The sequence below is a fragment of the Rummeliibacillus sp. GQ308 genome, from assembly GCF_059759115.1.
This window is the reverse complement of the sequence record NZ_JCAXDQ010000001.1, coordinates 1,698,570-1,723,673: the sequence shown is the minus strand read 5'-3', so window position 1 is coordinate 1,723,673 and position 25,104 is coordinate 1,698,570. Positions and strand designations below refer to the sequence as shown.

Annotated in this window: 21 protein-coding genes and 3 pseudogenes; 15 read left to right on the top strand and 9 right to left on the bottom strand. The window is 35.8% G+C overall.

What is annotated here, in order from left to right:
- The first annotated feature begins 62 nt into the window (after positions 1-62).
- Genes AC6CHJ_RS08610 through AC6CHJ_RS08600 form a run of 3 tightly spaced genes read left to right on the top strand, consistent with a single transcriptional unit; the run spans position 63 to position 3,588 of the window.
- On the top strand, positions 63-1,481 hold the full coding sequence (locus AC6CHJ_RS08610) for a spore germination protein (protein WP_392993352.1): 1,419 nt from the start codon (positions 63-65) through the stop codon (positions 1,479-1,481).
- Positions 1,478-2,509, top strand: a complete 1,032-nt coding sequence (locus AC6CHJ_RS08605) for a GerAB/ArcD/ProY family transporter (RefSeq protein WP_392993355.1) — start codon at positions 1,478-1,480, stop codon at positions 2,507-2,509. Before AC6CHJ_RS08610 ends, AC6CHJ_RS08605 begins: the two co-directional genes overlap by 4 nt.
- Complete coding sequence (locus AC6CHJ_RS08600) at positions 2,497-3,588, top strand: Ger(x)C family spore germination protein (protein ID WP_392993357.1); 1,092 nt, start codon at positions 2,497-2,499, stop codon at positions 3,586-3,588. The genes AC6CHJ_RS08605 and AC6CHJ_RS08600 overlap by 13 nt, the downstream gene beginning before the upstream one ends.
- A gap of 65 nt (positions 3,589-3,653) precedes the next feature.
- Here the strand turns inward: AC6CHJ_RS08600 and AC6CHJ_RS08595 are convergent, their stop codons facing one another.
- Positions 3,654-5,003 carry an MATE family efflux transporter gene (locus AC6CHJ_RS08595; RefSeq protein WP_392993359.1) on the bottom strand — a complete coding sequence of 450 codons (1,350 nt, stop codon included), beginning with the start codon at positions 5,001-5,003 and terminating at the stop codon, positions 3,654-3,656.
- Positions 5,004-5,078: 75 nt separating this feature from the next.
- On the opposite strand from AC6CHJ_RS08595, the gene murG reads away from it, so the two are divergent.
- A complete protein-coding gene (gene murG / locus AC6CHJ_RS08590) occupies positions 5,079-6,161 on the top strand; it encodes an undecaprenyldiphospho-muramoylpentapeptide beta-N-acetylglucosaminyltransferase (RefSeq protein ID WP_498288096.1) in 1,083 nt (360 codons plus the stop codon).
- A 102-nt stretch (positions 6,162-6,263) separates the two neighbouring features.
- Here murG and AC6CHJ_RS08585 read toward each other — a convergent pair whose 3' ends face one another.
- On the bottom strand, positions 6,264-6,812 hold the full coding sequence (locus AC6CHJ_RS08585) for a GNAT family N-acetyltransferase (protein WP_066787918.1): 549 nt from the start codon (positions 6,810-6,812) through the stop codon (positions 6,264-6,266).
- A 606-nt stretch (positions 6,813-7,418) separates the two neighbouring features.
- On the opposite strand from AC6CHJ_RS08585, the gene dapF reads away from it, so the two are divergent.
- The 6 genes from dapF to odhB all read left to right on the top strand — a co-directional run bounded on the left by dapF (position 7,419) and on the right by odhB (position 16,710).
- Complete coding sequence (gene dapF, locus AC6CHJ_RS08580; RefSeq protein ID WP_249774409.1) at positions 7,419-8,390, top strand: diaminopimelate epimerase; 972 nt, start codon at positions 7,419-7,421, stop codon at positions 8,388-8,390.
- A 23-nt stretch (positions 8,391-8,413) separates the two neighbouring features.
- Positions 8,414-10,147, top strand: coding sequence for a diguanylate cyclase domain-containing protein (locus AC6CHJ_RS08575; protein ID WP_498288093.1), 1,734 nt, complete (start codon positions 8,414-8,416; stop codon positions 10,145-10,147).
- A 143-nt stretch (positions 10,148-10,290) separates the two neighbouring features.
- A complete protein-coding gene (locus tag AC6CHJ_RS08570) occupies positions 10,291-10,971 on the top strand; it encodes a response regulator transcription factor (RefSeq protein ID WP_147196892.1) in 681 nt (226 codons plus the stop codon).
- The gene (locus AC6CHJ_RS08565; RefSeq protein WP_147196894.1) at positions 10,968-12,386 is read left to right on the top strand and encodes a HAMP domain-containing sensor histidine kinase; all 1,419 of its coding nucleotides are present in this window, start codon (positions 10,968-10,970) and stop codon (positions 12,384-12,386) included. Before AC6CHJ_RS08570 ends, AC6CHJ_RS08565 begins: the two co-directional genes overlap by 4 nt.
- Positions 12,387-12,617: 231 nt before the next feature.
- On the top strand, positions 12,618-15,428 hold the full coding sequence (locus AC6CHJ_RS08560) for a 2-oxoglutarate dehydrogenase E1 component (RefSeq protein WP_147196896.1): 2,811 nt from the start codon (positions 12,618-12,620) through the stop codon (positions 15,426-15,428).
- A 31-nt stretch (positions 15,429-15,459) separates the two neighbouring features.
- Positions 15,460-16,710, top strand: coding sequence for a 2-oxoglutarate dehydrogenase complex dihydrolipoyllysine-residue succinyltransferase (gene odhB / locus AC6CHJ_RS08555; RefSeq protein ID WP_498288091.1), 1,251 nt, complete (start codon positions 15,460-15,462; stop codon positions 16,708-16,710).
- 80 nt (positions 16,711-16,790) lie between these two features.
- Here the strand turns inward: odhB and AC6CHJ_RS08550 are convergent, their stop codons facing one another.
- The 3 genes and pseudogenes from AC6CHJ_RS08550 to AC6CHJ_RS08540 all read right to left on the bottom strand — a co-directional run bounded on the left by AC6CHJ_RS08550 (position 16,791) and on the right by AC6CHJ_RS08540 (position 17,981).
- Positions 16,791-17,222: a tyrosine-type recombinase/integrase gene (locus tag AC6CHJ_RS08550; protein WP_498288538.1), complete on the bottom strand. Its 432-nt coding sequence runs from the start codon at positions 17,220-17,222 to the stop codon at positions 16,791-16,793.
- Positions 17,223-17,546: 324 nt separating this feature from the next.
- Positions 17,547-17,750 (bottom strand): annotated as a pseudogene (locus AC6CHJ_RS08545) (N-terminal phage integrase SAM-like domain-containing protein); the annotation flags it as partial.
- 12 nt (positions 17,751-17,762) lie between these two features.
- On the bottom strand, positions 17,763-17,981 hold the full coding sequence (locus AC6CHJ_RS08540; RefSeq protein WP_498288089.1) for an Arm DNA-binding domain-containing protein: 219 nt from the start codon (positions 17,979-17,981) through the stop codon (positions 17,763-17,765).
- Positions 17,982-18,355: 374 nt separating this feature from the next.
- Between AC6CHJ_RS08540 and AC6CHJ_RS08535 the strand changes: the two genes are divergently transcribed.
- The 3 genes from AC6CHJ_RS08535 (at position 18,356) to AC6CHJ_RS08525 (ending at position 20,046) form a co-directional block, all read left to right on the top strand.
- Complete coding sequence (locus AC6CHJ_RS08535) at positions 18,356-18,880, top strand: GNAT family N-acetyltransferase (RefSeq protein WP_498288087.1); 525 nt, start codon at positions 18,356-18,358, stop codon at positions 18,878-18,880.
- A gap of 391 nt (positions 18,881-19,271) precedes the next feature.
- Positions 19,272-19,466, top strand: a complete 195-nt coding sequence (locus AC6CHJ_RS08530) for a hypothetical protein (RefSeq protein WP_066787887.1) — start codon at positions 19,272-19,274, stop codon at positions 19,464-19,466.
- Positions 19,467-19,719: 253 nt separating this feature from the next.
- Complete coding sequence (locus tag AC6CHJ_RS08525) at positions 19,720-20,046, top strand: hypothetical protein (protein WP_150284583.1); 327 nt, start codon at positions 19,720-19,722, stop codon at positions 20,044-20,046.
- A gap of 339 nt (positions 20,047-20,385) precedes the next feature.
- Here AC6CHJ_RS08525 and AC6CHJ_RS08520 read toward each other — a convergent pair.
- A pseudogene (locus tag AC6CHJ_RS08520) lies at positions 20,386-20,628 on the bottom strand (tyrosine-type recombinase/integrase); the annotation flags it as partial.
- A 243-nt stretch (positions 20,629-20,871) separates the two neighbouring features.
- Between AC6CHJ_RS08520 and AC6CHJ_RS08515 the strand changes: the two are divergent.
- A complete protein-coding gene (locus AC6CHJ_RS08515; RefSeq protein ID WP_498288085.1) occupies positions 20,872-21,309 on the top strand; it encodes a hypothetical protein in 438 nt (145 codons plus the stop codon).
- Here the strand turns inward: AC6CHJ_RS08515 and AC6CHJ_RS08510 are convergent.
- Positions 21,301-21,525, bottom strand: coding sequence for a hypothetical protein (locus AC6CHJ_RS08510; protein ID WP_251646646.1), 225 nt, complete (start codon positions 21,523-21,525; stop codon positions 21,301-21,303). The genes AC6CHJ_RS08515 and AC6CHJ_RS08510 overlap by 9 nt on opposite strands.
- Before the next feature lie 672 nt (positions 21,526-22,197).
- Positions 22,198-23,278: pseudogene (locus AC6CHJ_RS08505) on the bottom strand (Ger(x)C family spore germination protein).
- Between the two features lie 464 nt (positions 23,279-23,742).
- Between AC6CHJ_RS08505 and AC6CHJ_RS08500 the strand changes: the two are divergent.
- Positions 23,743-23,943: a cold-shock protein gene (locus AC6CHJ_RS08500; RefSeq protein WP_066788929.1), complete on the top strand. Its 201-nt coding sequence runs from the start codon at positions 23,743-23,745 to the stop codon at positions 23,941-23,943.
- Between the two features lie 259 nt (positions 23,944-24,202).
- On the opposite strand, the gene AC6CHJ_RS08495 is transcribed toward AC6CHJ_RS08500, so the two are convergent.
- A complete protein-coding gene (locus tag AC6CHJ_RS08495) occupies positions 24,203-24,709 on the bottom strand; it encodes a P-loop nucleotide/nucleoside kinase family protein (RefSeq protein WP_498288083.1) in 507 nt (168 codons plus the stop codon).
- Positions 24,710-25,104: the final 395 nt, after the last annotated feature.

Below are 25,104 nucleotides of genomic sequence, written 5' to 3'. Positions count from 1 at the left end.
AATGACTAGGTAACTTGAAGGTGCCCAACCATATTCATCAAGAATGAAAGAGGAGGTATGAAATGCTCCAGCTAGAATCGATGGTTGAAAAATTAAAAGCCACTTTTTATAATTCAGTTGATTTTATAGCAAGAGAAATCTCGTTTCCAAAAGATCAATATGCAATTCTTTGCTACTATAGCTCGATGGCTAATAAAAAAGATGTACAAGATATATTGAATGTGTTAAAAGTGCAAACAACGTTTAATGAAAAAAGCTGGGATGCAACCACCTCTTCACGAAAAGAAGCCTACAATCTAGAAACATTAGTGGATTATGTTTGTCAGGGTTATACAGTACTTCTTTTATTGAATACTCAGCAAATGGTTCGTTTCTCTATACCTAACTTGCCCCATCGTTCTCCAGATGAGCCAACAAATGAAGCTATTTTACGAGGTGCCCATGAAGGATTTGTGGAAGATACAGACGTAAACTTAGGGCTAATTCGAAAAAGAATGCGAGTACCTGATTTAATTGTAAAAAAAGTAACTGTTGGAAAAGACAACAAAGCAGATATATATTATATGTATTTAGCCCGTTTTGCTAATCAAGAAAATCTTAATGATTTAGAGCAAAAACTCAATAATATGAAAGAAAAAGCCGATGGATTATATGCTTCAGGACAATTGAATGATTTCGTAGAAGATAATCCTCTATCACCTTTCCCTCAAATTATGAATACTGAAAGGCCAGACAGGGTATTTGCTAATCTTTCTGAGGGGAAAATTGTTATGATGTCGGACTTTTCGCCAACTGCTTATGTAGCACCTGTCACGTTATTTTCATTTTATCAATCGCCAGATGACTTTAATAGTCGTGTGATCGTCGGCTCATTTTATAGAATGGTTAGGGTATTTAGTTTTATTACTGCTATATTTTTACCTGCTTTTTATATAGCCATTGTCAGCTTTCATTATGAGGTTCTTCCGATTGAATTAAGTAAAAAATTAAAGTTAGACATTAGTGAAATACCTTATCGGCCAATTTTTGAAGCCTTAATTGTCGAAATAATTATTGAGTTAATTCGAGAGGCTAGTATTCGCTTGCCACAGGCTTTGGTCCAAACAATTGGTATTGTTGGTGGTTTGGTTGTAGGAGATGTCATTATAAGTGCTGGTTTAGTCTCCAATATGGTTGTTATTGTAGTTGCATTAACTGCAATTTCTAGCTATGTTGCACCATCAGTAGAGCTTAATACGTCAGTCCGTGTATTGCGTTTTCCGTTTATGTTTGCGGCTGCATTACTAGGTTTCTTTGGGATTTTAATCGGCGCACTTATTCTAGGCGTACATTTATGCAACTTAAAATCTCTGAAATCACCATACATTTATCCGATTGTTCCATTTGATCCAAAGAAAACGAAACAAATACTATTTCGTGGAAAACATACAACTTCAGGTACTCAACCTACCAGTTTTGATCCGAAAGGGAAGAAACCATGAATTTTACCATAACAAAAGTCCAATTATTTGTAATGCTCTTTTTTAGAACAACGGGAATTATTTTTATTGCTTATTCAGAGGCTCTTTTGAATGCTGGCGGAAGAGATGCATGGATTATGTTCTTTATTGCAGCTGCTTTTGTTTTTCTTCAATTATGTTTATACGAAAGATATTATAAATACTTCGAACTAGGGAAGATAACACGTTGGATTTATATTCTTAGCTGGCTTGCTTTACTTATATTATCTTTAGTATATATTCAATATACTTTAAATATTTGGGTGCTTGGAAATACTCCAAATTATGTTACGTTGCTACTGATGCTTTTAGTTTCTTATTATATTAGTGTCAGTCGGCCATCAACTGCTGTAAATATGCCAGTTTTCATTATTCCTTTCGTCTTTGTATTTGTATTCTTTCTATTGTTTGCCGTACCTGAATTAAGGGTGAGTCAACTTTTCCCAATTGGTAAAAGCTCAGGCCATCAATGGATCATGGGAACGCTGTATGGGTTAGCTTCGTTTACTGGTTTAGAAGGCTATTTAGTTTTAAGGAAATATGTATTGACTGAAGATAAAATGCGCTTCAAAGATATACTCATTTATCAAACCATCATAACTTTGTTTTCTGGCTTTTTAATGTTAGTAGTGAAGATGTATTTTGCGCCAGGTTCATTGCCATATATTACAGAACCCACCTTATATATTTTAAAGTCCATTGAAGTTACATTTGTTAAGAGACTAGATATTTTCTTTCTTTATATGTGGCTAGGCTGGAGTCTTATCTCATTCAGCTTGATTGTATTTAACATTCGCGTAGTTTATTTTCAAAAGGATCGTAAACATCAAAAAATTCCTATGGCGGTATTACACATCATAATATTTTTCAGCAGTTTAGCTTTTTTGAATATACGCTCTGTAGAATTTATTAGAGCTCATTTTCAATATATCTATATTCCTTTTACTATTATTTTACCGGTATTCATCATTTGGAAAAATAAAAGGAGGGAAACAAAATGCGCAAAATAATTGTTTTTCTCCTTTTAAGCTCTGTATTCCTTAGTGGTTGTTGGGATCAGCGATTGTATAAGGAGCTCTCTGTAATTTCTGTAGTCGGCGTAGATGGAACCATTGGAGATTTAAAAGCATTCTATGCCTATCCTAGCTCGAGCGATGATCCAACTAAATATATAGTGCTTGAGGGTGAGGGCAAAACAGCGAGAGAAGTAAGGATGAATGCCAATAAAAAAACTGAGCAAACAATGGACATAGCTGAATTGACTACCATATTAGTTAGTGAAGAAACCGCTAAGAAGGACCTATATTCTTTATTGGATGTCTATTATCGATCTGCTGAGAGTCCTATGACAGCTAAAGTTGTAATTACCGATGGCTCTACGAAAAGGTTCTTGGAACTTAAAGAAAACTTACCCAAAGAGATTGGGGAGTATTATTTAGACTTTATTCAGTCTTTTGAAAAATCCTCAATATATCCTGTAACTAATTTAGAAATCTCAGCAAATCAGATGTTTAGTGAAGGAAGAGATCTTGCATTACCGTATTTAAAAACTAGTGGAGATAAAGGGCTGCCTGAAGGTGAAGGTATTGCATTATTTAATGGTAAAGATTATACGGGTGAGCATCTTACATTACGAGAATCCACTTTTGCGACATTATTAGGCTATAAGAAATCAGATATTGTTGAGTTAGCATATCTGATGCATAAAAATGGAAAAGACATTTCTGTTGGATTTAATGCTATTCGCTTTAAGAAGAAAATGAAAGTAACACAGGATGGAAGTAATATAAAGGTAAAATATAATATTTACATGCCGATTGTTATGACGGAATATCCTCCAGACCATTTAGATCAAAAGCAAAAAAGGGAAGAGTTAGAGACGTTTATTGAAGGCAGAGTTGAGAAAGATGTAGCTAGGATGTTTAAAAGAAGCCAAGAAGCATCTTCAGATGTAGTAGGAATAGGCGAAGATATCAGAGCATATCATCCGAACTTATGGAGAGAAGGCAAATGGAAGGAAATATATAAAGACATTAAGATAGAAGCTAAAGTAAAGGTTAAAATCGTGCGTAGTGGAAGTATTAGATAATTGTAGTGGGAGTTACCGTCGTGGTGGATGGAACTCCCTTTTTAAATGTGTAATTGTTATAAACTTTATGCGTTCTCCATCTTGCGCTGTACAAACCGAAGTCGAATACTTAATGTGACAGCACCCATTGCCAGCCCTGCAATTAAACCAATCCAGTAACCATAAGGGCCAAGGTTCGTCATATTTGCTAATAATATACCGACAGGCAAGCCAATGATCCAATAAGAGACGAGTGCCATAATGAATGTAATGGTGACATCTTTATATCCTCGCAGTGCTCCTTGGATAGGTGCTTGGATGGCGTCTGAAAGCTGGAAGAAAGCAGCATATGTTAAGAAATGGCCAGCGAGTCTTATTACTTGCACATCATTGCTGTACACGCTAGCTATATGACCTTTGAATATAAGTAAAACAGTAAGAGAAATCATACAAAAAGTAACCGCAGTAATTGTACATAAACGACTATATGTTTTGGCATCTTGAAATCTCTTGGCGCCTGCTTCAAATCCAACCAAGATCGTCGCACCCATCGAGATACTGAGCGGAATCATATAAAGAAGACTGGCGAAGTTCATTGCAATTTGGTGTGCGCCGATTACTTCTGTACTATATTTGCTCATCATCATTGTAACGACAGAAAAAATACTGCTTTCTGCAAATATAGCTAAACCTATCGGCAAGCCAAGCTTAATAATTTCAAATGCTTTGGTTGGATTTGGCCTAGGTATTTTTGAAAAAAGTGAAAAACCTACAAACGGTGTCTTTTTCATTGTAATAATGATGGCAGCACCACAGATTAGCCAATAGGTAATGGCAGATGCTACACCCGAGCCAACGCCACCCAATTCGGGGAATCCTAAATGTCCGAATATGAATAAATAGTTAAAAACAATATTGATGGGTGCTGCCATCAATGTAATTAACATGCTGACTCTCGTTTGTCCAAGTGCATCAATGAAGCATCGCAATACACTGTATATGAATAATGGCAATAAACCAAAGCACATGGCTATTAAATAATGGTAGGCCACACGGTATACATCTGGCTCAAGAGACATGCCTTTCAATAACGGTTTTAAGCTAAGCGTTAATCCAGTAAAGATAATGATGGCTAACAGAATCGCTACATAAAAACCTTGTTTAACAGTAGCAGATGCTTCTTTCTCTCTTTTTGCACCTACAAATTGTGCTACAATAGGTGTGATTGATGTTAAGATGCCTGATAAACCAGTATAAACAGGAAGCCAAATAGAAGAGCCAATTGATACGCCAGCTAAATCTTGTGTACTGTATTTACCAGACATCAATACATCGAAAAATGACATGAGGTATAATGCCACTTGGGTAATTAAAATTGGCAGCACGATGGTCGACATTTTCTTCCACTTCGTGCCTACTTTTGTTGTTTCATGCATTTTGTTCAACTCCATTGAATATGAATGTTTCTAAAAGGGATAATAAGACGTTGATTTACTTTAAGGAGATTTAATATGACAAATCAGACAGTAATTTTAACGGGCGGGGGCACAGCAGGCCACGTCTCGCTCAATCAAGCAATCATACCATCTTTTCTAGAAAAAGGCTATGAGGTTCACTATATAGGTTCAAAAGAAGGGATAGAAAAAGAGATTATCGGTCAGGCATTTCCCAATTTGCCTTATCATCCGATATCGAGCGGTAAATTAAGACGCTATTTCTCTATGAAAAACTTTACGGATCCTTTCCGTGTATTAGCAGGGATTTCGCAGGCATTGTCTATTATGAGGCGCGTAAAGCCAGTAGTAGTATTTTCAAAAGGCGGCTTCGTTTCGGTGCCGGTTGTGATGGCGGCTAAAATGTCAGGCATTCCAGTTATCGCACATGAATCTGACGTAACACCAGGCCTTGCCAATAAATTGGCTTTGCCATTCGCTTCACATATCTTCACTGTTTTCAAACAAACATTAAAACATTTACCTGCAGAGAAATCGGCATGTACAGGTTCTACCATACGTCCTGCTTTATTTGAAGGAAGCAAGGAGAGGGGCCTACAATTATGTGGGTTTGGGGCAGATAAAGAGACCATTATGATCATGGGGGGTAGCCAAGGCTCTAAGTTCATTAATGATGCGGTTCGTGCCAATTTAGTGGAACTTCTAAAGAAGTACAATATCATCCATCTATGTGGTAAGGGGCATGTCGATACAGCACTAGTTGACTTGCCATCTTATAAACAGTTTGAATATGTAACAACTGAACTGCCAGATTTACTGCATGCAACTGATTATGTAGTATCTAGAGCAGGGTCTAACTCTATCTTTGAATTTTTGGCACTTCAAAAACCGATGCTATTAATTCCTCTTTCTTTAGAAAAATCTCGCGGTGATCAGATTTTAAATGCCAAACTGTTCTTTGAACAAGGATTAGCCGAAGTACTGCAAGAAGAAGAGGTCAATCAACAAAGCTTCTTAAAAGCGCTTCAATTGTTAGAAAAACATAGTGATTCGCTAATCAAAAATATGCAGGAAGCAGAATCTCCAAAAACACCAGATGAAATGGTGGAACTGATACTTCAATATGCAAAAACGAAATAAGATACTCAGGCAAGGCAGTTCAAAGGAATAATTTCTGTAGTAATATTAAAAGCCCCTCATTCTATATAGAATAGAGGGGCTTTTATTGGCAATACCGGTAATTTACATGGCTTGTTCTGTAGACTCGCCATTTCGGGTAGCCATATATAAATAAAAGGTATCTTTTTGGATTTTGAATAACTCAAATTGTTTCTCACCTTGATTAATTTCCTTATATAGAGATGGGTGGCTTTCTTTAGCATCTACAGCATAACCTAACTTTAATGCAGCACGAATTGATTTAGTATTTTCTTTGCGGATTTTTAAGAACACACATTGAAAATCGAGTTCAAAAAATAACTCTTCTAAAAACAATTCTTTCGCCTTTTGATTATAGCCTTTACCCTGATAAGGTACGCCTATCCATGTTCCTAAGAAGCCTGCGCCGTCTTGCACATCATACAAGGTAATGCTGCCAATCGGTTGGCCCCAATCGTCTAAAATCGTGCGAGAAACTACTTTACCGTTTTCTTCATCTTCCATAAGCTGGTTTGTCATAAACCAGAATTCATCGGCTGTCTTAGCCTTTTGACGAACAAAAGGGAAGACAGATGGGTGACTTAACAACTCAAAAAGCTCATTACATTCTTGTAATTCACGTCGCTTAATCATATTGAACGCCTCCTTTTGGGGGTGAACATCGAAAACCCAGTTCTAGCCCCAACGAAATTTTTCATTTAATGTTGCATAAAAAATTTCGGGGTGGGAATCGAACCCACTAGAACCAGCGATCACTGGTGGCGCACCATTTGCCTTCCCTATTGATTCTATATATTATAGACTCATTTATGAAATTATTTTGCTCTTTAACTATACTAAGATTTGCGCAAATTGCAAAGAAAAAAATACAGTTTTTAATAAAAAATTTGAACAAAGAATGATAATTGTGAACACCGTTTTTTTGCTGGAGGGAAACATAATATTGGATGAAAAGTATAGTGTTATTCCCTTATTTTCTTTAATATTCACTTAATTATGGAAAATTAATATAAATTGCGTATAATATAGAGTTAAGAATAGATAGTTTTTACTATAATGCCCTATGTTTTTACTGATTATTTGTATAATGTAGCTCTTGCTTAAGGATTTTTGCAAGAATTATTCATTGAAATTTGGGCATTCAATTATGTTTATAAAAGTACAAATAATGATGTATTAGTGTCCTATGGCTGCTTGTACAATTACATATTAGACTTACACGAAAAGAGGGGACCAAATATGATTTTAGACATTCAAAAAGTCCACGGTTCAGGAAATACTTTTTATTTATATGAAACTAAAAATGAGAAAGAACTGGATTGGGCAAATTTAGCCATATGGCTTTGCGACAAAGATATAGAAGATGGCGCAGATGGACTGCTCGTTGTGTCGCCATCTTCTATCGCATTAGCCAAAATGAGAGTATTTAACGCAGATGGCACAGAAGCATCGATGTGCGGCAATGGACTTCGATGTGTTGCACGCTATGTATTAGAAAAACATAATCTCTTGGAAGCCCAAATTGAAACGATGAAAGCTATTTTACATGTTGCAAAAGAACAGCCTTTAGCGGAAGGTATTCCTACTTACAGTGTTGAAATTTCACCTGTTTCCTTCGAACTCACTTCACTTCCAATGAAATATGAAAATAAAACAACTCTTATTAATGAGATCAATGTTGAACTTGATGAGCAGCTACAATTTACTGCCATTTCAGTGCCGAATCCACATTTAATTTCTTTTGTTCCAAAAGATTTAATAGCCACTTCGTCACATCAAGAGAAAGTGGCATCCTTTTTAAATGGCCCAAATAGTATTTGTCCAGATGGCGTAAATGTGAGTTATGTATATACAATGGGACCTGACGAGATATATGTACGCACTTTTGAAAGGGGAGTAGGCTTTACAAATGCTTGCGGCACGGCTATGACTGCTTCTGCATTAGTATCTCGCCTACTGAATTATACATCCAAAGAAAAAATTACTGTCATGAATCCAGGTGGGTTCGTCAAATGTATGGTCGGTATAAAACAAGATGAGCAATATAATTTGAGATTAATAGGTAACGCAACGATTACTGCATTATATACGTTAAAGTCTGAGGGCGCTCAATATTCATTTGAAAGCAAAGAAGAGACAGTAGAACAGCTCGCCTACCAAAAACTTAGTCATGAAGCGAAGGAAAAACACAAGACATTATTTGGCGATTGATGTTTGATGAGGAGGGAAAATGCATGATGCAAGAAGCATTTATTACAAGAGAACAATTTTATGCAATGTATCAGTTAGACCAGTCTCTTGTTTTTCTCATGAAAAAGAATGTTAACGGTTATCAATACGTTTATACGAACCAAGCAGCTAAGGATTTTTTTTCAGATAATCTGGAAGGTAAATATTTAACAGAAATAGTTAATCGAGTATCTGTGCCATTAATAGAGAAAAATTATGAAGAGGCCATCGCTAATCATAATCAAGTGACTTATCATGATTTCTATTTGGAAAATGACAGAATTCAAACAAATAAAACAGTTTGTACCCCCATAAAATACAATAAAGATACATATCTATTAGCTTCAACTTCAAAAATTGAAGAACTAAAAATCGGAACTTCAGAAGGAAATGCCAGTAATACAGCAGCTTTTAATAGCTTGAAAATAAGCCCATCAATGATGAAGCACCTCTTTGATACGTTCAACGTTGCAGTAAATATATGTATTACTGACACGCAGGGGGTCATTGAATATGTCAATGCCAGTTTCGAACAAACAACAGAGTATTCTGCTTCGGAGTTGATCGGGAATACCAATGCCATGTTGAACTCGAGAAAACAATCTCGCGCATTTTATAAAGAATTATGGTCCCAAATATCGAGCGGTTTTATATGGCGCGGAGAAATGTGTAATCGAACCAAGTACGGCAGAAACTATTGGCTAGATACAACGATTGTGCCTATCACAGATGAACAAGGGGAAATTAAGCATTATTTAGGTATAAGTTTTGATGTATCTAATAAAAAAATGCAAATGACGAAATTAAAAAATACTGAAAAGCTTTTTCAGCTTATTACAGAACATACCAAAGACTTTATCGTCATAACAAGCGATGAGGGTATTATTCAGTATGTTTCACCTAATCATGAGGCAAAACTAGGCTATGGGAAAGATGAGTTAATAGGAAAGTTTTATATGGATCTACTGTCAAAAGATAGTGCTGAAAAAATGCAAAAAGAGCTGGCGCAACATGGAGAATTCGATAGTATAAAATTAGAATTAGAAATTTGTTCAAAGGATCGCCGTACCTTTTGGACTGAAGCACAATTGACAAAAGTAAGAGATTCAAAACGTAAGGGTATATATCAAACTGTTCTAGTAGCTCGTGAAGTAACAGAACGAAAAGAAATGGAAGAACAACTGCGATATTTAGCTTATCATGATGCCCTGACGAAGCTTCCTAATAGAAGATATTTAATCGAGAAAGTTACCGAATACATCCGGATTGCAGACAGTTCAGGAAGCTCTTTAGCTCTATTATTTATTGATGGCGACAATTTTAAAGAAATTAATGATACGTATGGACATGAAATAGGTGATGAATTTATAAAAAGCTTTGGAGAAGCACTTTCTTCAAGTGTAAGAAACAGTGACCTTGTGGCAAGGATAGGTGGAGATGAGTTTATTATCGTCTTAACTGATTTATCGATAGATGAGATGAAAAGGAAAGAGCAAATTGGTCAAACAATCAGACGTATACAAGACATTTTGCATACTGGTTGGATGATAGGACCACATACCTTTTCCCCTACTTCATCTATTGGGGTTGCCTGCTATCCAGAGCATGGTTCTACTGTAGCTATGTTACTAGACCAGGCAGACCAGGCATTATACTATGCTAAAAGAGTAGCAGGAAAAGACTCTTATCATTATGTGGAGAGTATACAAGAAACCAGAGATTCAACCTTAGTACGTTAGCTTGTCCACCATCTATAATAAGCACTTTTACAAACAGTTTTGTTGTTGATTATAGAACGTACCAATCGAAACAGCGTTTAAACGTACAATTCGTGTCATAAATTATGTGACACCTCAAACTAGTAAGAATGGTGGCAGTATGTATGAATAAACGAATTTTATTAATTGAAGATGAAAAGAATATCGCAAGATTTATAGAACTGGAGCTTTCTCATGAAGGTTTTAGTGTATCAACATGCTTTGATGGTCGTGAAGGTTTACGAAAGGCGCTAGAAGAAAATATGAAAATCGATGTGATTCTCCTTGATGTCATGCTCCCTGGTTTAAATGGCATTGAAGTATGTAGAAGAATTCGAAGCCATTCCCAGGTGCCTATAATACTTATTACTGCGAGAGACGCAGTAATGGACCGGGTGGCTGGTCTCGATGCAGGTGCAGACGACTATATTGTAAAACCATTTGCCATCGAAGAGTTGCTTGCTCGTATACGTTCTATTTTAAGGAGAACAGCAGCAGCCCCAGAAAGTAGAGACTTGCTAAAATATAAAAATATCACAATAGACCAAGCTGCCTATACAGCATATGTAGATGAAAAAATGATTGAGCTCACCAAAACAGAGTTTGATTTATTGCGCCTTCTTATTGAAAACAAAAATCGAGTTTGTACAAGAGACCATATACTGGAGCGCGTTTGGGGTTATCAAAGTGATGTGGAGACAAATGTCGTAGACGTTTACATACGACATTTAAGAGCGAAACTTCCTGACAGTGCCAGCACATATATTGAAACAGTGCGGGGCGTAGGGTATGTGATGCGTGAATGAACAGAAAAAATTTATTCTCTTTCCGTAGATCATCGTTGAAAACTAAGTGGGCACTTACCTCGGCGGTTGTGATTTTCATTAGCTTTGCCATTATTTGTTCCGTGTTGTACTGGTCCATGCACACATGGTTATTATCGCAAGAACATCAATCAGTCAATCGGACAATGGATGATTTACAAGTCTTCTTTGAATCTCAAGGAAGTGGCATGACAATTGATGAAATTCGCTCGAATCGTGGATTAATGAATTCAATTATCGATAAAAATCAAACAGTACGTATTTTAAATAAAGATGGCATTGAAATTTTGCGGATTAACGATACCATCAATCAAATACCAGAAATCGAGAAACAAGTACCCTCACAAGGCTATATTGTAGAAAAGGAAAAATTAGAAGGAATAGATTGTTTTGTGGCTACAAGTAAATTGCAAATGTCGCCTTTTTTGGGGTATATACAATTGACACACCCTTTAGACTCTTTTCATTCATTGATGAATTATCTTTTAATGGCGATGTGCATACTCGGTTTAGGGGCATTAATTATTTCCTTTTACATTGGTCATTTTCTTGCGAACTTTCTTTTAAGACCGCTTCATGAGCTAAGATTAGAAATGCTGAATGTCGCGGAGGAAGGGTTTGGTACGCCTATACTAATGGAATATAGCTATGAAGATGAGATTGGTGATTTGCTTCAAGTTTTTCGCAAGATGATGGCAGAATTAGAGCAAACATTTCTATTACAACAGCAATTTGTCCAAGACGCTTCCCACGAACTTCGAACACCTATTCAAGTAGTAGAAGGGCATCTTTCATTAATCAAAAGATGGGGGAAAGATGATCCAGACGTTTTACAGGAATCTTTAGAAACCTCTTTAATAGAAATTAAGCGAATGAAAGATTTAGTAGAAGAAATGTTAGAACTAGCTAGAGGTGAGGGTGTTGCCCAAGATTCTCATTGCAACGTGGAAGAGACAATAATAGAGATAGTTGAAGAACAGCTACATTTATATCCATCAGTGAAGATTGAAATAGTGAAGCATCACTTTACAAATGTCTATGCAGCGATATCCCAACATGCATTGGGCCAAATCGTCCGAAATCTGCTTCAAAATGCCATTCGTTATAGCAACCTTGATGCCAAAATTTTTGTCTGCTTGACAATTGAAGGGAAAAATTGCAAAATCGAAGTCGAAGACCATGGTATTGGTATAGCTGAGTCTGATTTACCTTATATCTTTGAGCGATTTTATCGTGTAGATCAAGCAAGATCTCGAGAAGAGGGCGGCACAGGTTTAGGATTGAGTATCGTTCATATGCTCGTCAATAAATATGGCGGCAAAATTTTTGTTTCCAGTAAATTAGGGGAGGGAACTAAATTTCAGATAACATTCCCGTTAGAAAACAACCAAATTTGATGTCTTTTATGTAATTATTACATCATTCAAGAAAAAAAATGCTCAATTCTCTCAAAAACATTGAATTTTTTGTGAAGAGTAGTAAGATTGAAAGGAAAATTGTTCTTTTAAACCAATCTAACTTGCTGTACCGAATTGGCTGGAAGAATGATAAAATATACAGTGGATTTTCTGAAATTAAAACTTTAATTAATGGAACTGCCACTTGGCAAAAAGTTGGAGGTAATTCTCATGTCAAACAACGATTCACTTGCAAGTTCGCCGTGGGCTGCGTTTTCTGGTCCTAACCTTGGCTATGTAATGGATATGTATGATCTTTATCTGACAAATCCTGAAGAAGTAGACCAAGACCTTGTAGCACTTTTCAAACAATATGGTGCACCTTCTGTAAATACTTCAAATTCAACTGCAACTTCAACTGTTGATGCAGGCAATATTGAAAAAGTATTGGCTGCCGTACAGTATGCAGAAGCCATCCGTGAAATCGGTCACTTAGCAGCTGATCTTTACCCATTAAACAACCAACCAAAAGATTTTTCTCGCATTGAAGCAAATGCATATGGATTGACAGATGCAGACCTAATTAATATGCCTGCTTCTATCTTATTAAAAGACGTTCCTGCAAGCGTTCACAATGCGCTAGATGCAATAAATTATTTGAAATCAATCTATACAGAAAAGATTGCCTATGAATTTAGCCAAGTAGTAAATAAAGAAGAAAAGAATTGGATTCAATCAAAAGTTGAAAATGGCGCTTTAAAAACCAATCTTTCAGCTGATGAGAAAAAAGAAATTCTAAATATGTTAAATAAAGTAGAAGGATTCGAACAATTCCTTCATAAAACTTTTGTCGGCGTTAAACGTTTTTCTATTGAAGGAGTAGACTCATTAGTTGTACTAATAGATGAACTCATTCGTCGCTCTGAAAATCGCGGTACGAAAGATGTAGTAATCGGTATGGCACACCGTGGTCGCCTAAATGTGTTAACACATAATGTGCATAAACCTTATCAAATGATGCTTGCAGACTTTGCACATGTACCAAGCGAGTTATTCTTGCCAAAAGACGGCTCATTAGAAGCCACAAGAGGCTGGTCTAACGACGTGAAGTATCATCTTGGTGCAACATATAAAGCACCAAACGGATCTACTATTAAAATGGCTTACAATCCTTCTCACTTAGAAGTAGTGAGTCCTGTGGTTACTGGTCAAGCACGAGCAGCACAAGATGCTACAGAAAAACCAGGCCTTCCTGAACAAGATAAATCTAAATCTCTTGCTATCTTAGTGCACGGTGATGCAGCATTTGCGGGGCAAGGCATTGTGACAGAAACGTTAAACTACTCTCGTACATTAGAATTTAATACTGGCGGTTCTGTGCATATTATTGCAAATAATATGATTGGTTTTACAACTGAACGCCAAGATTCACGTTCTACTGTTTATGCATCAGATCCTGCAAAAGGTTATGAAGTACCAGTTATTCATGTCAATGCTGATGCGCCAGAAGCAGTCGTGCAAGTGGCTCGTTTTGCAGTTGAGTACCGTGCAATGTTCGGCAAGGATATTGTCATTGATTTGATTGGTTATCGCCGTTATGGCCATAACGAAATGGATGAACCAATGATCACCAATCCAACAATGTACAATATTGTTCATAATCATGAGACTGTTCGTGCTTTATACGGCAAACAACTTGTTTCTGAAAATATTGTGACAGAAGAAGATGTTACAAAACTTCAAAAAGATATTAAAGATGAGCTACAAACAGCGCTAGATTATGTCAAAGAAGTGGGCAAAGGCCACGAAACAAGCCTTGAAATGCCAGAAGCTGTGAAAAATGGCGCACCAAAAGACATTGCAACTGCTGTTGAAAAAGAGCGCCTTGAAAAAATGAACGAAGAACTTCTGACATTCCCAGAAGACTTCCATGTGTTTAAAAAACTAGGGAAAATTTTAAACCGTCGCCGTGATCCATTCCAAGGAAAAGGTAAAATTGACTGGGGTCATGCTGAAACACTTGCTTTTGGTACAATTCTGCAAGAAGGCACACCAGTACGCATTTCTGGTCAAGATGTACAACGCGGTACGTTCTCTCAACGTCATCTTGTGTTACATGACGAGCAAAACGGCAATGAATATGTGCCATTGCACCATATTTCAGGTTCACAAGCATCATTCGCACCAATCAATAGTCCATTATCTGAAGCGGCAATGGTTGCTTATGAATATGGCTACAATTTAGAAAATGAAAAAGCGCTTGCTATTTGGGAAGCACAATATGGTGACTTTGCGAATATGGCACAAGTCATGTTTGATAACTTTATTTCAAGCACTCGCTCAAAATGGGGTGTTAAATCAGGCGTTGTTATTTCACTACCGCATTCAGCTGAAGGCCAAGGGGCAGAGCATACAAGTGCTCGTCTAGAACGTTTCTTGCAATCGTCAGCTGAAAATAACTGGACTGTAGTAATGCTTTCAAGTGCAGCAAACTACTTCCACTTATTGCGACGCCAAGCTAAAACATTAGGCACAGATGCTGTTCGTCCACTCATCATGATGAGTCCGAAGTCACTTCTGCGCAATCAGCTTGTTGGAGCAGATGTAGAAGAATTAACAAACGGCGAATACCGCCCAGTAATTGAACACAATACAATAGGCCAAGATGCAGAGAAAGTGAAAAAAATCGTATTTGCATCTGGTAAAATGGCAATTGATCTTGCTGAAAAAATTGGTAGTGGAGAAGGTTATGAGCACTTGCACTTAGTACGTGTAGAACAATTATATCCATTCCCAGAAGAAGAAATCGCAGAAATTCTAGCGAAATTCCCGAAAGTCAAAACGCTTGCTTGGACGCAAGAAGAGCCAAAAAATATGGGTTCTTGGTCATTTGCAGATCCATACATGCGCGAATTAGCTGGTAAAGGCCAAAAAGTGGTGTATGTTGGTCGTGACGCGCATTCAAGTCCTGCAGAAGGCGATGCGGATTCTTATAAAGAAGCGCAAGCAAAAGTTATTGATGAAGCATTATCAAGTAAGTAAGCAACGTTAAAAGACAAAGGAGGAAATGAAAGTGGCAGACATTATTGTTCCAGAATTAGCAGAATCAATTACAGAGGGTGAAATCGTACGTTGGGTTAAGCAAGTAGGGGACCAGGTAGATAAAGGTGAATTTATCGTTGAGTTAGAAACAGATAAAGTCAATGCAGAAATCATCTCTGAAGAAGCAGGCGTTTTAACTGAAATTCTGGCTCAAGAAGGAGATGTAGTAGAAGTAGGAGCTGTTATTGCTAAAGTAGAAGCAGGCGGAGCAGCTGCAGCACCTGCACCAAAAGAAGAACCAAAACAAGAAGAAGCTCCAAAAGCGGAAGAGCCAAAACAAGAAGCTCCTCAAGCCGCAGCACCTGTAGTGGAAGAAACAACTTCAAATGACCGTGTAATCGCTAGCCCAGCCGCTCGCAAATTAGCACGTGAAAAAGGTATTAATCTTAGCGAAATTTCACCAGTAGATCCGCAAGGCCGCGTACGTGTTCAAGACGTAGCAGCTCATGGAACTGCACCAGCTGCTGCTCCTAAAGCAGCTGAAGCACCAAAAGCAGCACCAGCTAAAAATGTTGACGATTCTCGCGTAGAAGTTGTGAAAATGACTCGTCGTCAACAAACTGCTGCAAAACGTTTACTAGAAGTTTCTCAAAGCACTGCAATGCTAACAACATTTAACGAAATTGATATGACAAATGTTATGGCGCTTCGCAAACGTAAAAAAGATGCTTTCCAAGAAGCACATGACGGCACACGCCTAGGCTTCATGTCTTTCTTCACAAAAGCTGTAACAGCTGCTCTTAAAAAATATCCAGCTGTAAATGCTAAAATTGTCGGCGACGAATTGCACTACAATAAATTCTATGATATCGGCGTAGCTGTAGCGACTCCAGATGGATTAGTTGTTCCAAACGTTCGTGATACAGACCGTAAAAACTTTGCAGAAATTGAAGCAACAATCGCTGAACTAGCAACAAAAGCGCGTAACAAAAAGTTAGCTCTTTCTGACCTAGAAGGTGGTTCATTTACTATCACAAACGGTGGTGTATTCGGTTCATTAATGTCTACACCAATCATCAACGGCGAACAAGCTGCAATCCTTGGTATGCACAACATTGTCAGCCGCCCAATTGCTGTTGGCAATGAAGTACAAATCCGTCCAATGATGTATGTAGCACTTTCTTACGATCACCGCATCATCAACGGTCAAGAATCAGTTGGCTTCTTGAAAACAGTAAAAGACTTGATCGAAAACCCAGAAGATTTATTGTTAGAATCTTAATAAAACCTTTAGTATCAAAGGTATGAAAGGTTTTAAGAATTAAATGAATAAAGAAAGCTCCTGAGAAATCAGGGGCTTTTTTAATGCTTAAAATTCTTTTTGACCACATTTTGACCACCAGAATTTTTTTGAGTAGTTTTTTGTAAGTAATTTATGAGTAAGTCTGTTGTTTTTTCAATAGCTTCAGTGGTCACATGCGTGTAAATATTCATCGTAGTTTCGATATGTGCGTGACCTAATAATTTTTGAACTACTTTGATATCTACCCCAGCAGCAAACAACAAAGAAGCACATGAATGTCTTAGACCATGAACTGTTATACGCGTTAAATCATATCGTTTACACAGTTTATTTAAAACCTCATTAACATAAGAATTGCGATAGGGTTCAAATGAAGTTTCTTTTGTGAAAATAAATCGGGAGCTAACTTTTTCGCCTGTTATTAATCTTAGCTTTTTATTTTGTCTAATTAGGTCTTTCAAAACGTTATATGTTTCTGCATCTAGATGGATATCTCGCAGGGATGAAGGGGTTTTAGGTTTTAGTATCTGATAATTACCCTCAGCATCATAGAACAGTGTTTTAGTAATGCTGTTGTTTGTGTATCATCTTTCAAGTCCTTCTCCTGTAGAGCTAAAAGTTCTCCTTTACGCATTCCTAAGCAGCAATGTGCGAAAGAGGGCGTACTTTTTTAATGACTCATTTTTCTTTACTTGCTCTAAAAAATAGATAGATTGATCTTTGTTCCAAAAGTTCTCTAACTTTTCTTTTTCCTCGAATAAAGTGACTCTTGGATATACAGTATTATTAAAAGGCGACATCTCGATATATTCCATTCAGGAAGCAAAATCAAATACATTTCGCGCCTGAATAATAATAGGCTTATAAGATTTTAACTGAGTCGACATAAAGTCAATGAATTTCTGACACTCTTTCTTGGTAATATCTTTTAAACGTTTATCACCAATATGGGGGAGGATCCATTTATTAAAATCTATTGACTTGCGATAGACAGTTGAGGGTTTTAGATGTTTGGAGTACTCTTCCTCGTACTATAAAAATATCTCTTTGAAGAAATAATGTGACTTTAGATTTCTTGATTGTTTTTTCTCTTCGACCTCTAGTTTTTGGGCAGCTAATTTTGCTTCACTTAGCTTTTTAAATCCTCTTCTAGTGGTTCTTACCTTTTTCTTAGTTATAGGGTCAGTTAAAGAAAGTTTAATTAACCATCGGTCACCCTTAGCGGTGCTATATTTTGAATATGATGCCATTATTAATTCCTCCTTAACTTATTACATAAATCATTGCATCAAGAATCAGTTTACGTTGTGCTATTTTGCCACATGAGCTATCAATATTGTGAAGTAGGAATATGATTATAAACATAATGATTTAGCCTACGAGCTGCGAATGAGGCGCTAACTCGAAACTTCTTTTAAATTAATCTTACGGCTTCATCAAAGACCTCTGGTAAATTCAGTTCCTGAAGCATAAAAGTAGGCACTGCTACATGTAAAGAGAAGTTGTTAGCTTTGAATTCTTGATACTGGATAAAAGAGGGGGTAGGGGCAGTTTAGTCTGAGAAGGAGTTTACTTCAATTTGTAGAATTATTATCAAGGTATGCAAAAGTAAGGGGGAATAAAGATGACGAAGAGGAATATCCAAGTATCCCTTAGAAAAGGGAACATAAATGATGCGGAAAAAGTGTTAGAGCTTCAAAAAGAAGTTCTTTTAGAAAGTGAATTTATGATTTCGGTAATAGAAGAGTATGAAGAAACATCGGAGCAAATAAGAAACTGGATTGAAAAAATCTTAGAGAATGAAAGAGAAAAGCTAATCGTGGCGGAAAGCAAAGGGCAGATTGTTGGTTTGATTGTTTTTCGCTCAAAAAGTAATAAAAGACTTTCTCACACTGGTTCTTTTACGGCAATGGTGAAAAAAGAGTACCGCAATCAAGGCATTGGTAAACTGTTGATTAAAGAACTTTTAAAATGGGCGGAACATAACCCTTTAATAGAGAAAGTTAGTTTAGGGGTTTTATCAACAAATCAACGAGCTATCGAATTGTACAAAAGTATGGGATTTGTTGAAGAAGGACGTAAAATTAAAGAAGTTAAATTTAGTGATGACTTATATGTAGATGATATACTTATGTATAAACAGGTTTAATCCTGTTATCGTCCAACCTCTTTTTCAAACGGAGTGCTGCTATATAAAGGTAGTGCACTTATACTAATGGGTAGTTTTAGTTTAATTAGTAAAATAATAAGTCGACAGTAAATCTGGCTTTTTTGTGTCCCAGCCGGAAGATGAGTGTGCCTTTATCACAGCTAATCGTGAGTATGTAAAAGCTTATTCTGTAGATAAATAATATGGTAAACAACTTGAGAACGCTCAAAGCCTTGTCTTCTTGTGAAGGACAGGGCTTTTTTATTTACTTGAATAAGAAAGAACCATTGGATTAGGGATGATGTTTATATTTATTAATTTAAATAATAGACAAAGATGTATTATTAGTATATCTTTAATGTGATATAAGTTCAGAAAGGAAGGGTTAATTTTGTATTATCTCATTGCCGTTTATTTAGAACAAAACAAAACTGATATGTATTATTCTGAGTATGATTTTAGACGCTGTGAGAGAATTGAAGATGGAGGAAAGAAATTTTTGATTTCAAAGGATAAAGGTATGATTGATTTAACTAATGCTTATTATATATTAATAGGAGAGGGGAAACCTGAACATAATGTATAATTATTTTTTTAAATATTTTTATTAAATGCGGCCTCCCATGTTACTAAAAAACATGAGACTAGCCGTGTTTTTTTGTTTTTATATTGCTGTTCCAAACTTCATACATAACTGAAGTCCTGTTTGTGGTCATTTAATAAAGATGGGTAATTCTTATTGAACTAATGAAGTATGTTATGGATAATATATCCATTTTGTAGTATTGTGAAGAAAGATAACTTAACTAATAAAATATAAGGTAAAGAAGGAGATTATAATGAAAATAAATTTAATGATTTTTATATCATCCATAAAAAAGCAAAAAGAAAACAATATCGGAGAAATAGTTATGAAAACATTTGAATCTAACATTCGACCTGTAAAAGGGGACATTTTAGAAGATCCAGGATTCCATCCAGGATTTCATAATGGATATGAAGTTGTTAAGGTTACAATGAATTATGCTTTAAATGAATGCTGGGTTTCACTATGCCCTCTTGAGTTAGAAAGGGAAGAAATCGAGATAGAGAACTATATAGAGAGACTTAAAGAAAACGGTTGGTGTGTCGTCTCAAAAGAAGAGAGGAATCTCTTGTCAGAGTAGACTTCATTGAATCAACCGCCTGAAATGACTTGACTACCATAGGGTATAAAACAGTATAAAAACATATAGTTTGCGCTCTTCAAAAACGAGAGTTTTCTGAAGCTTTCCCTACTTTATAAGAAGAAAATAAACAATATAAATGCAGTTTAATCAACGGTCAAGAATCAGTTGGCTTCTTGAAAATAGTAAAAGACTTGATCGAAAACCCAGAAGATTTATTGTTAGAATCTTAATAAAACCTTTAGTATCTAGGGTTTGAAAGGTTTTAAGAATTGAATGGATAAAGAAAGCTCCTGAGAGATCAGGAGATTTTTTTGTTAACTTTTTTAGTGAGAGCACCTATTGGGCACATGAACTTTTGTTTGATTGCTCAAATAATTTATGGGTAAATCGGTTGTATTTTTTGATTTTTTCGGCAGTCACGTGAGTATAGATATTCATTGTAGTTTCAAAATGAGCATGGCCTAGTGATATTTGAAATACTTTCATAAATCCTGCAGCGAATAAAAGTGAAGCACATGAATGTCTTATGCCATGTACAATGATGCGAGGGAGTTTATATCGCTTACATAGTTTATTTAATACTTCATTTACTTAGAATTTCAATAAGGCTCAAAAGAGGTTTCTTTCGTAAAAGCTATTGCCCAATTTGTTGGAGAGTGGCGGAGACTAATCATTTTCTATCCAATTCTTAAATGCGAATTGTGTGAAGAAGCATAACAAGCTTGTTAAAGAATCGATTATTCAAGATAACGCAATAAAATTAGTGACGTTTGATAAATTCCATTCTACGAATACAGAAGAAAAAGAAATAAAGAACATGCGATGAAAGTGGCCATAAGTTATAGCGAAGGTGTTGTATTTAATACTTCTATCCAGTCTACAGAAACGGAAGTAGGAAAATCACATTTAGCTATGAGCATCTTAAAGTCAGTCAATCAGTTTGGCAATCAAGAAATATCAAGCCTATCTATTGATGTAGTTCGAACGATGGAACTTATAAAAGGTTCATTCAACAATAATGAAAGCATCTACAAGAGAATATTTCATAACTCTTTGTGGAGAAGTGGATTTGCTTTCCTAGATAATTTAGGCGCTGAAAAAGGAGATATTTACTCAACTAATCATATATCTGAATACATCAGTAAGTGCATAGAAGCATTTTCAATGCAAAAGAATATAAAACTACCATTGTCACTACAAACATCTCAGGTAAGAGATTATCAAACATCCCCCTATAAGAGGGATGTTTCACTAATATAACGGCTGCTGGTTTTGACAAGGCGGAAATCCATTTATATCCTGAATCATATGAATATCATACTGCTTTAATGCAAATTGTGATTGATACAAATATTCAATTATAAGTAACTTTCCGCCAGATGTACCACATAAAACACCTGAAGTCCCTTGGCCGTTGGCTAATGAAATGCCAACAGGCTGACCAATCAAAAAACGAATTTTTTGTTGCCATGGCATATTCTTCACTCCTTTAAATACATCATATTAAAATTTAAAAAATAGGTGCCGGTATTGTTATAAATGATGTGGGTGAAATGATAGGAAGTTGCTGCTTAGTTCGAATAAAGAGCGACATATCAGGAAGGAGGAGCAAAAACATTGTGAAAGTGGAGCATCAACAAATCTGATTACTATATCAGTAGATTCGAGCACAAGGGCGCTTATTTTGGAGTGTTTGAAAGAAACTATTTGATGTCTTTATAGAATGTGCTCCAAGTAAATGGCCGCTGGAACCACTTTGTATCAAAGTTTCATTAGACAATGTTTATATTATATATGGCGCGTAGAAGCATACAGTGACAAGCCTATAGGCATCTATTACATCTGGTGTTGAAACCACATTGCTGGTTTTACATGGATTCAAATGAAAAAGCCAGGGAGTTGTTTCCATCCTGACGAAAAATGAATGGGAGCAAATGCGACTTTTCTAAACAAGCTGGAGGCCAAATAATCCAAGTAGATCAACCACCAAGTGGTTATGACAAGCAGGAGAAGTCAGTATAAAGGTGAACTGACACATTCAGAAATTAGTACACACAGAAGTTTTAAAAATATCCAATAGAATGTTTGTAAAATAAAAAGAAAATAAAAGGGAGTTCCATCAAAATTGATGGTAACTCCTTCTTTAAATTATCTTATACTTCCACTACGGATGATTTTCACGTTTAATTTTGCTTCAATTTTGATGTTTTTATATATTTCCTTCCATTTTCCTTCTTTCCATAACTGTGGATGATAGGCCCTGATATCTTCTCCAATTCCTAATACATCAGTGACATTTTTTAAACATACTAGTTATGTCCTTTTCTACTCTTTCTTTAATAAAATTTTCTAAATGTTTTCTTTCATTTTTTCGGTCTAATTGGTTTGGTGGATATTCTGTTATAAGTATTGGCATGTCGATATTATATTGGACGTTGATATTTTCCCCATCCTGCATTACTTTCTTTTTTTTCTTGAAGTTAACGATATTAAAAGCAACCTGCACCTTCTTATCGTTTTTGTTCCAAAAATACGCTAACTCAACAAAATGCGCTTTCCTATCTCCTAACAATGTCGCAAAAATAGATTCTCTTAGGTTTAGATGCTCGCCCGTAAATTTTTTTCCATCAAATAAAGCCATCCCTTCACCTTCAGGCAGGCCATGGTCACCACTAATTATTAAGTAAGGTAAGCCTAGGTCTCTTCCTTCGCTAAACATTAGGTTAGCGGCAATCTCCAAATCTGTTTTAGGATATATTGTTGCTGCCTCAAAAGCCGTAATCAAATCATAATAGTATTCACCGATTTCCTTAGACGAAGTTTCTTTTATATCCAAGAATTTTTTTGGTGAACCCTTAGTAATGACCACTTTAGCATTCATCGGACTCTGAGCTGAGCGGTAATAAACATCTAATAGAGCATATAAATCCTTCTGAGCGCTTTCTTCATTAACTAATAAAGTAGTCAATTCAGCATTATCCATCGTTTGCTCAGTTTTTTTATTAGCATCTATTCTTGTTTCTCTCAATGTTTTACCAGTTCCTTCAAGTACTATATATTTAGTAGGGTCACTATTTGAACTAGGGTATGCAAAGTAGCTTTTTATATCTCCAATATGTCCTTCTATTCCTATCACGGATATCACTGAAAGTTCTTTATACAAACGTTGATCCCAACATCCACTAAGTAAAAAAGTGCTTATAAGAAGAAAAACAGTCACTTTGCGCATATAGTTTCTCTCCTTTTAAAAACTTCATTATAAATAACTCTTATTTTTCAGTATGTAACAAATTACAAAATTTCAATCAAAGAATAGTCATAATGAGATTTTTATACACTCAATATTTGAAACTAATCCAGCATTATTCATCATGGTAAACTAAGCTACTTTTAGATTCTCATCTTGAATAGATGTTCTAACATCCTCCCATTCCTTTTGACATTTATGTTCACTCCTTTTTAACTTGATGATGAAATGCTACTGGATGCGAGTAAGGGGTGTTGTTTAAGAGCTAAATATTAGACAAATGTGTATTTATGGTATATTGTTAAGGTAATAAAAGTACTTTATAGAAATAAGTTGAATTTGCATATTACAAAGAGTAATCGTGTATGTTCGGTACTTTTTGTAATATGTGAATTTTTTCTTTAAAAAGCTTATATATTAATAATTTTTTAATGGAGGTCATTTAAATGACACAAGGTACAGTAAAATGGTTTAACGCAGAAAAAGGTTTCGGATTCATCGAAGTTGAAGGCGGAGCAGACGTATTCGCTCACTTCTCAGCAATCCAAGGCGACGGATTCAAATCTTTAGACGAAGGTCAAAAAGTTGAATTTGAAGTTGAAGAAGGACAACGCGGACCACAAGCTACAAATATTGTTAAACTTTAATTAGCGTGTTATAAACTAGAGGGACCTTTTCAATAAGGTTCCTCTTTTTTATTTGACTTGGCTCAGTTATATTAAAATCGAGGTCTCTCAAGCTGTGAAAGGAGAAGGGGGAATCCGAGTAATAGATGAAATGAAAATAAAGTTATTTAGCATAATATGGACGAACAAAAATGCCCCGTACGAATTTAGAACGGGGTTAAAAATATAACAATGAAGCCCTCAAAATGGTTTTAACGGCGGTTTAATACAACTGTTTACATTACTCTTGTGATTCTTTTCCGCTAAATTCTAATATATTAAGACCCTCGGATGCTTCTGGTGCTTCAAAATATTTAGAAACATGAATAAAAGTCTCTTCTGTGTCAAAAGTTGCTCTTTCAGGTTGTTCGAGACGTCTTTGAGCAATTTGACGTAAGCATTGCTCATTATTTAAATTCAAAAAGATTAATTGATGGTTTGCATTGACTTCTGACGCTATATCTAAAAACCATTTTCGCTGTTTTTGAGTGTTACCTGGAAAATCCATTACTACATTTGTCCCAACACTTAATATGTTTTGGACATGCTTTTTCACCAACGGCTTCATTTGCGCTGAGAATTTTAGATAGTCATCAAATGATGTGATTTGATTGGGATAAAGAGAAGCAAGCCATTCATCCTCAGATAACAGTACTGCATGTTTTTCATTAGCTATTTGTTTTGATTTAGTGGATTTTCCTGCTCCCATTTTTCCAGTGAAAAAATATAAAGTACCCAATTTTTCCATTATGTTTATCCTCCAAGCTAATTTTAATGTTAGTTGTTCTACATTATTTACAAACTAAGTTATTAGTAATTACTTTTTCTTCTTTAAGTATGATTAATCCTTTTCAAATATTCAATATTTACATTTAGTTGGTAAAGACTTCTTTTAGGGCAAATAATAAAATATTCGATTACTGATTTAATGAGAATTTGCTAATATTTCCCTATGTTAATTAAAACCTAAAAAACAGTGGGGTCGGGAGGTTTTAAGGATTGAATGTATAAAGAAAACTCCTGAGAAATCAGGAGCTTTTAGTGCTTAAAATGCTTCTACAGAAAACTACTGGTTCGGTATGATTCTATATATCATTACTAATAGAATGAAACCTACTGGAACAATGAACTTTTGGTAAAAGC

What these genes read in the sequence shown, in the direction of transcription:
- AC6CHJ_RS08610 (WP_392993352.1), top strand. Translation starts at nt 63, where the DNA reads ATGCTCCAGCTAGAATCGATGGTTGAAAAATTAAAAGCCACTTTTTAT.
- AC6CHJ_RS08605 (WP_392993355.1), top strand. Translation starts at nt 1,478, where the DNA reads ATGAATTTTACCATAACAAAAGTCCAATTATTTGTAATGCTCTTTTTT.
- AC6CHJ_RS08600 (WP_392993357.1), top strand. Translation starts at nt 2,497, where the DNA reads ATGCGCAAAATAATTGTTTTTCTCCTTTTAAGCTCTGTATTCCTTAGT.
- AC6CHJ_RS08595 (WP_392993359.1), bottom strand. Translation starts at nt 5,003, where the DNA reads ATGCATGAAACAACAAAAGTAGGCACGAAGTGGAAGAAAATGTCGACC.
- murG (WP_498288096.1), top strand. Translation starts at nt 5,079, where the DNA reads ATGACAAATCAGACAGTAATTTTAACGGGCGGGGGCACAGCAGGCCAC.
- AC6CHJ_RS08585 (WP_066787918.1), bottom strand. Translation starts at nt 6,812, where the DNA reads ATGATTAAGCGACGTGAATTACAAGAATGTAATGAGCTTTTTGAGTTG.
- dapF (WP_249774409.1), top strand. Translation starts at nt 7,419, where the DNA reads ATGATTTTAGACATTCAAAAAGTCCACGGTTCAGGAAATACTTTTTAT.
- AC6CHJ_RS08575 (WP_498288093.1), top strand. Translation starts at nt 8,414, where the DNA reads ATGATGCAAGAAGCATTTATTACAAGAGAACAATTTTATGCAATGTAT.
- AC6CHJ_RS08570 (WP_147196892.1), top strand. Translation starts at nt 10,291, where the DNA reads ATGAATAAACGAATTTTATTAATTGAAGATGAAAAGAATATCGCAAGA.
- AC6CHJ_RS08565 (WP_147196894.1), top strand. Translation starts at nt 10,968, where the DNA reads ATGAACAGAAAAAATTTATTCTCTTTCCGTAGATCATCGTTGAAAACT.
- AC6CHJ_RS08560 (WP_147196896.1), top strand. Translation starts at nt 12,618, where the DNA reads ATGTCAAACAACGATTCACTTGCAAGTTCGCCGTGGGCTGCGTTTTCT.
- AC6CHJ_RS08540 (WP_498288089.1), bottom strand. Translation starts at nt 17,981, where the DNA reads ATGGCATCATATTCAAAATATAGCACCGCTAAGGGTGACCGATGGTTA.
- AC6CHJ_RS08535 (WP_498288087.1), top strand. Translation starts at nt 18,356, where the DNA reads ATGACGAAGAGGAATATCCAAGTATCCCTTAGAAAAGGGAACATAAAT.
- AC6CHJ_RS08525 (WP_150284583.1), top strand. Translation starts at nt 19,720, where the DNA reads ATGAAAATAAATTTAATGATTTTTATATCATCCATAAAAAAGCAAAAA.
- AC6CHJ_RS08515 (WP_498288085.1), top strand. Translation starts at nt 20,872, where the DNA reads ATGAAAGTGGCCATAAGTTATAGCGAAGGTGTTGTATTTAATACTTCT.
- AC6CHJ_RS08510 (WP_251646646.1), bottom strand. Translation starts at nt 21,525, where the DNA reads ATGCCATGGCAACAAAAAATTCGTTTTTTGATTGGTCAGCCTGTTGGC.
- AC6CHJ_RS08500 (WP_066788929.1), top strand. Translation starts at nt 23,743, where the DNA reads ATGACACAAGGTACAGTAAAATGGTTTAACGCAGAAAAAGGTTTCGGA.
- AC6CHJ_RS08495 (WP_498288083.1), bottom strand. Translation starts at nt 24,709, where the DNA reads ATGGAAAAATTGGGTACTTTATATTTTTTCACTGGAAAAATGGGAGCA.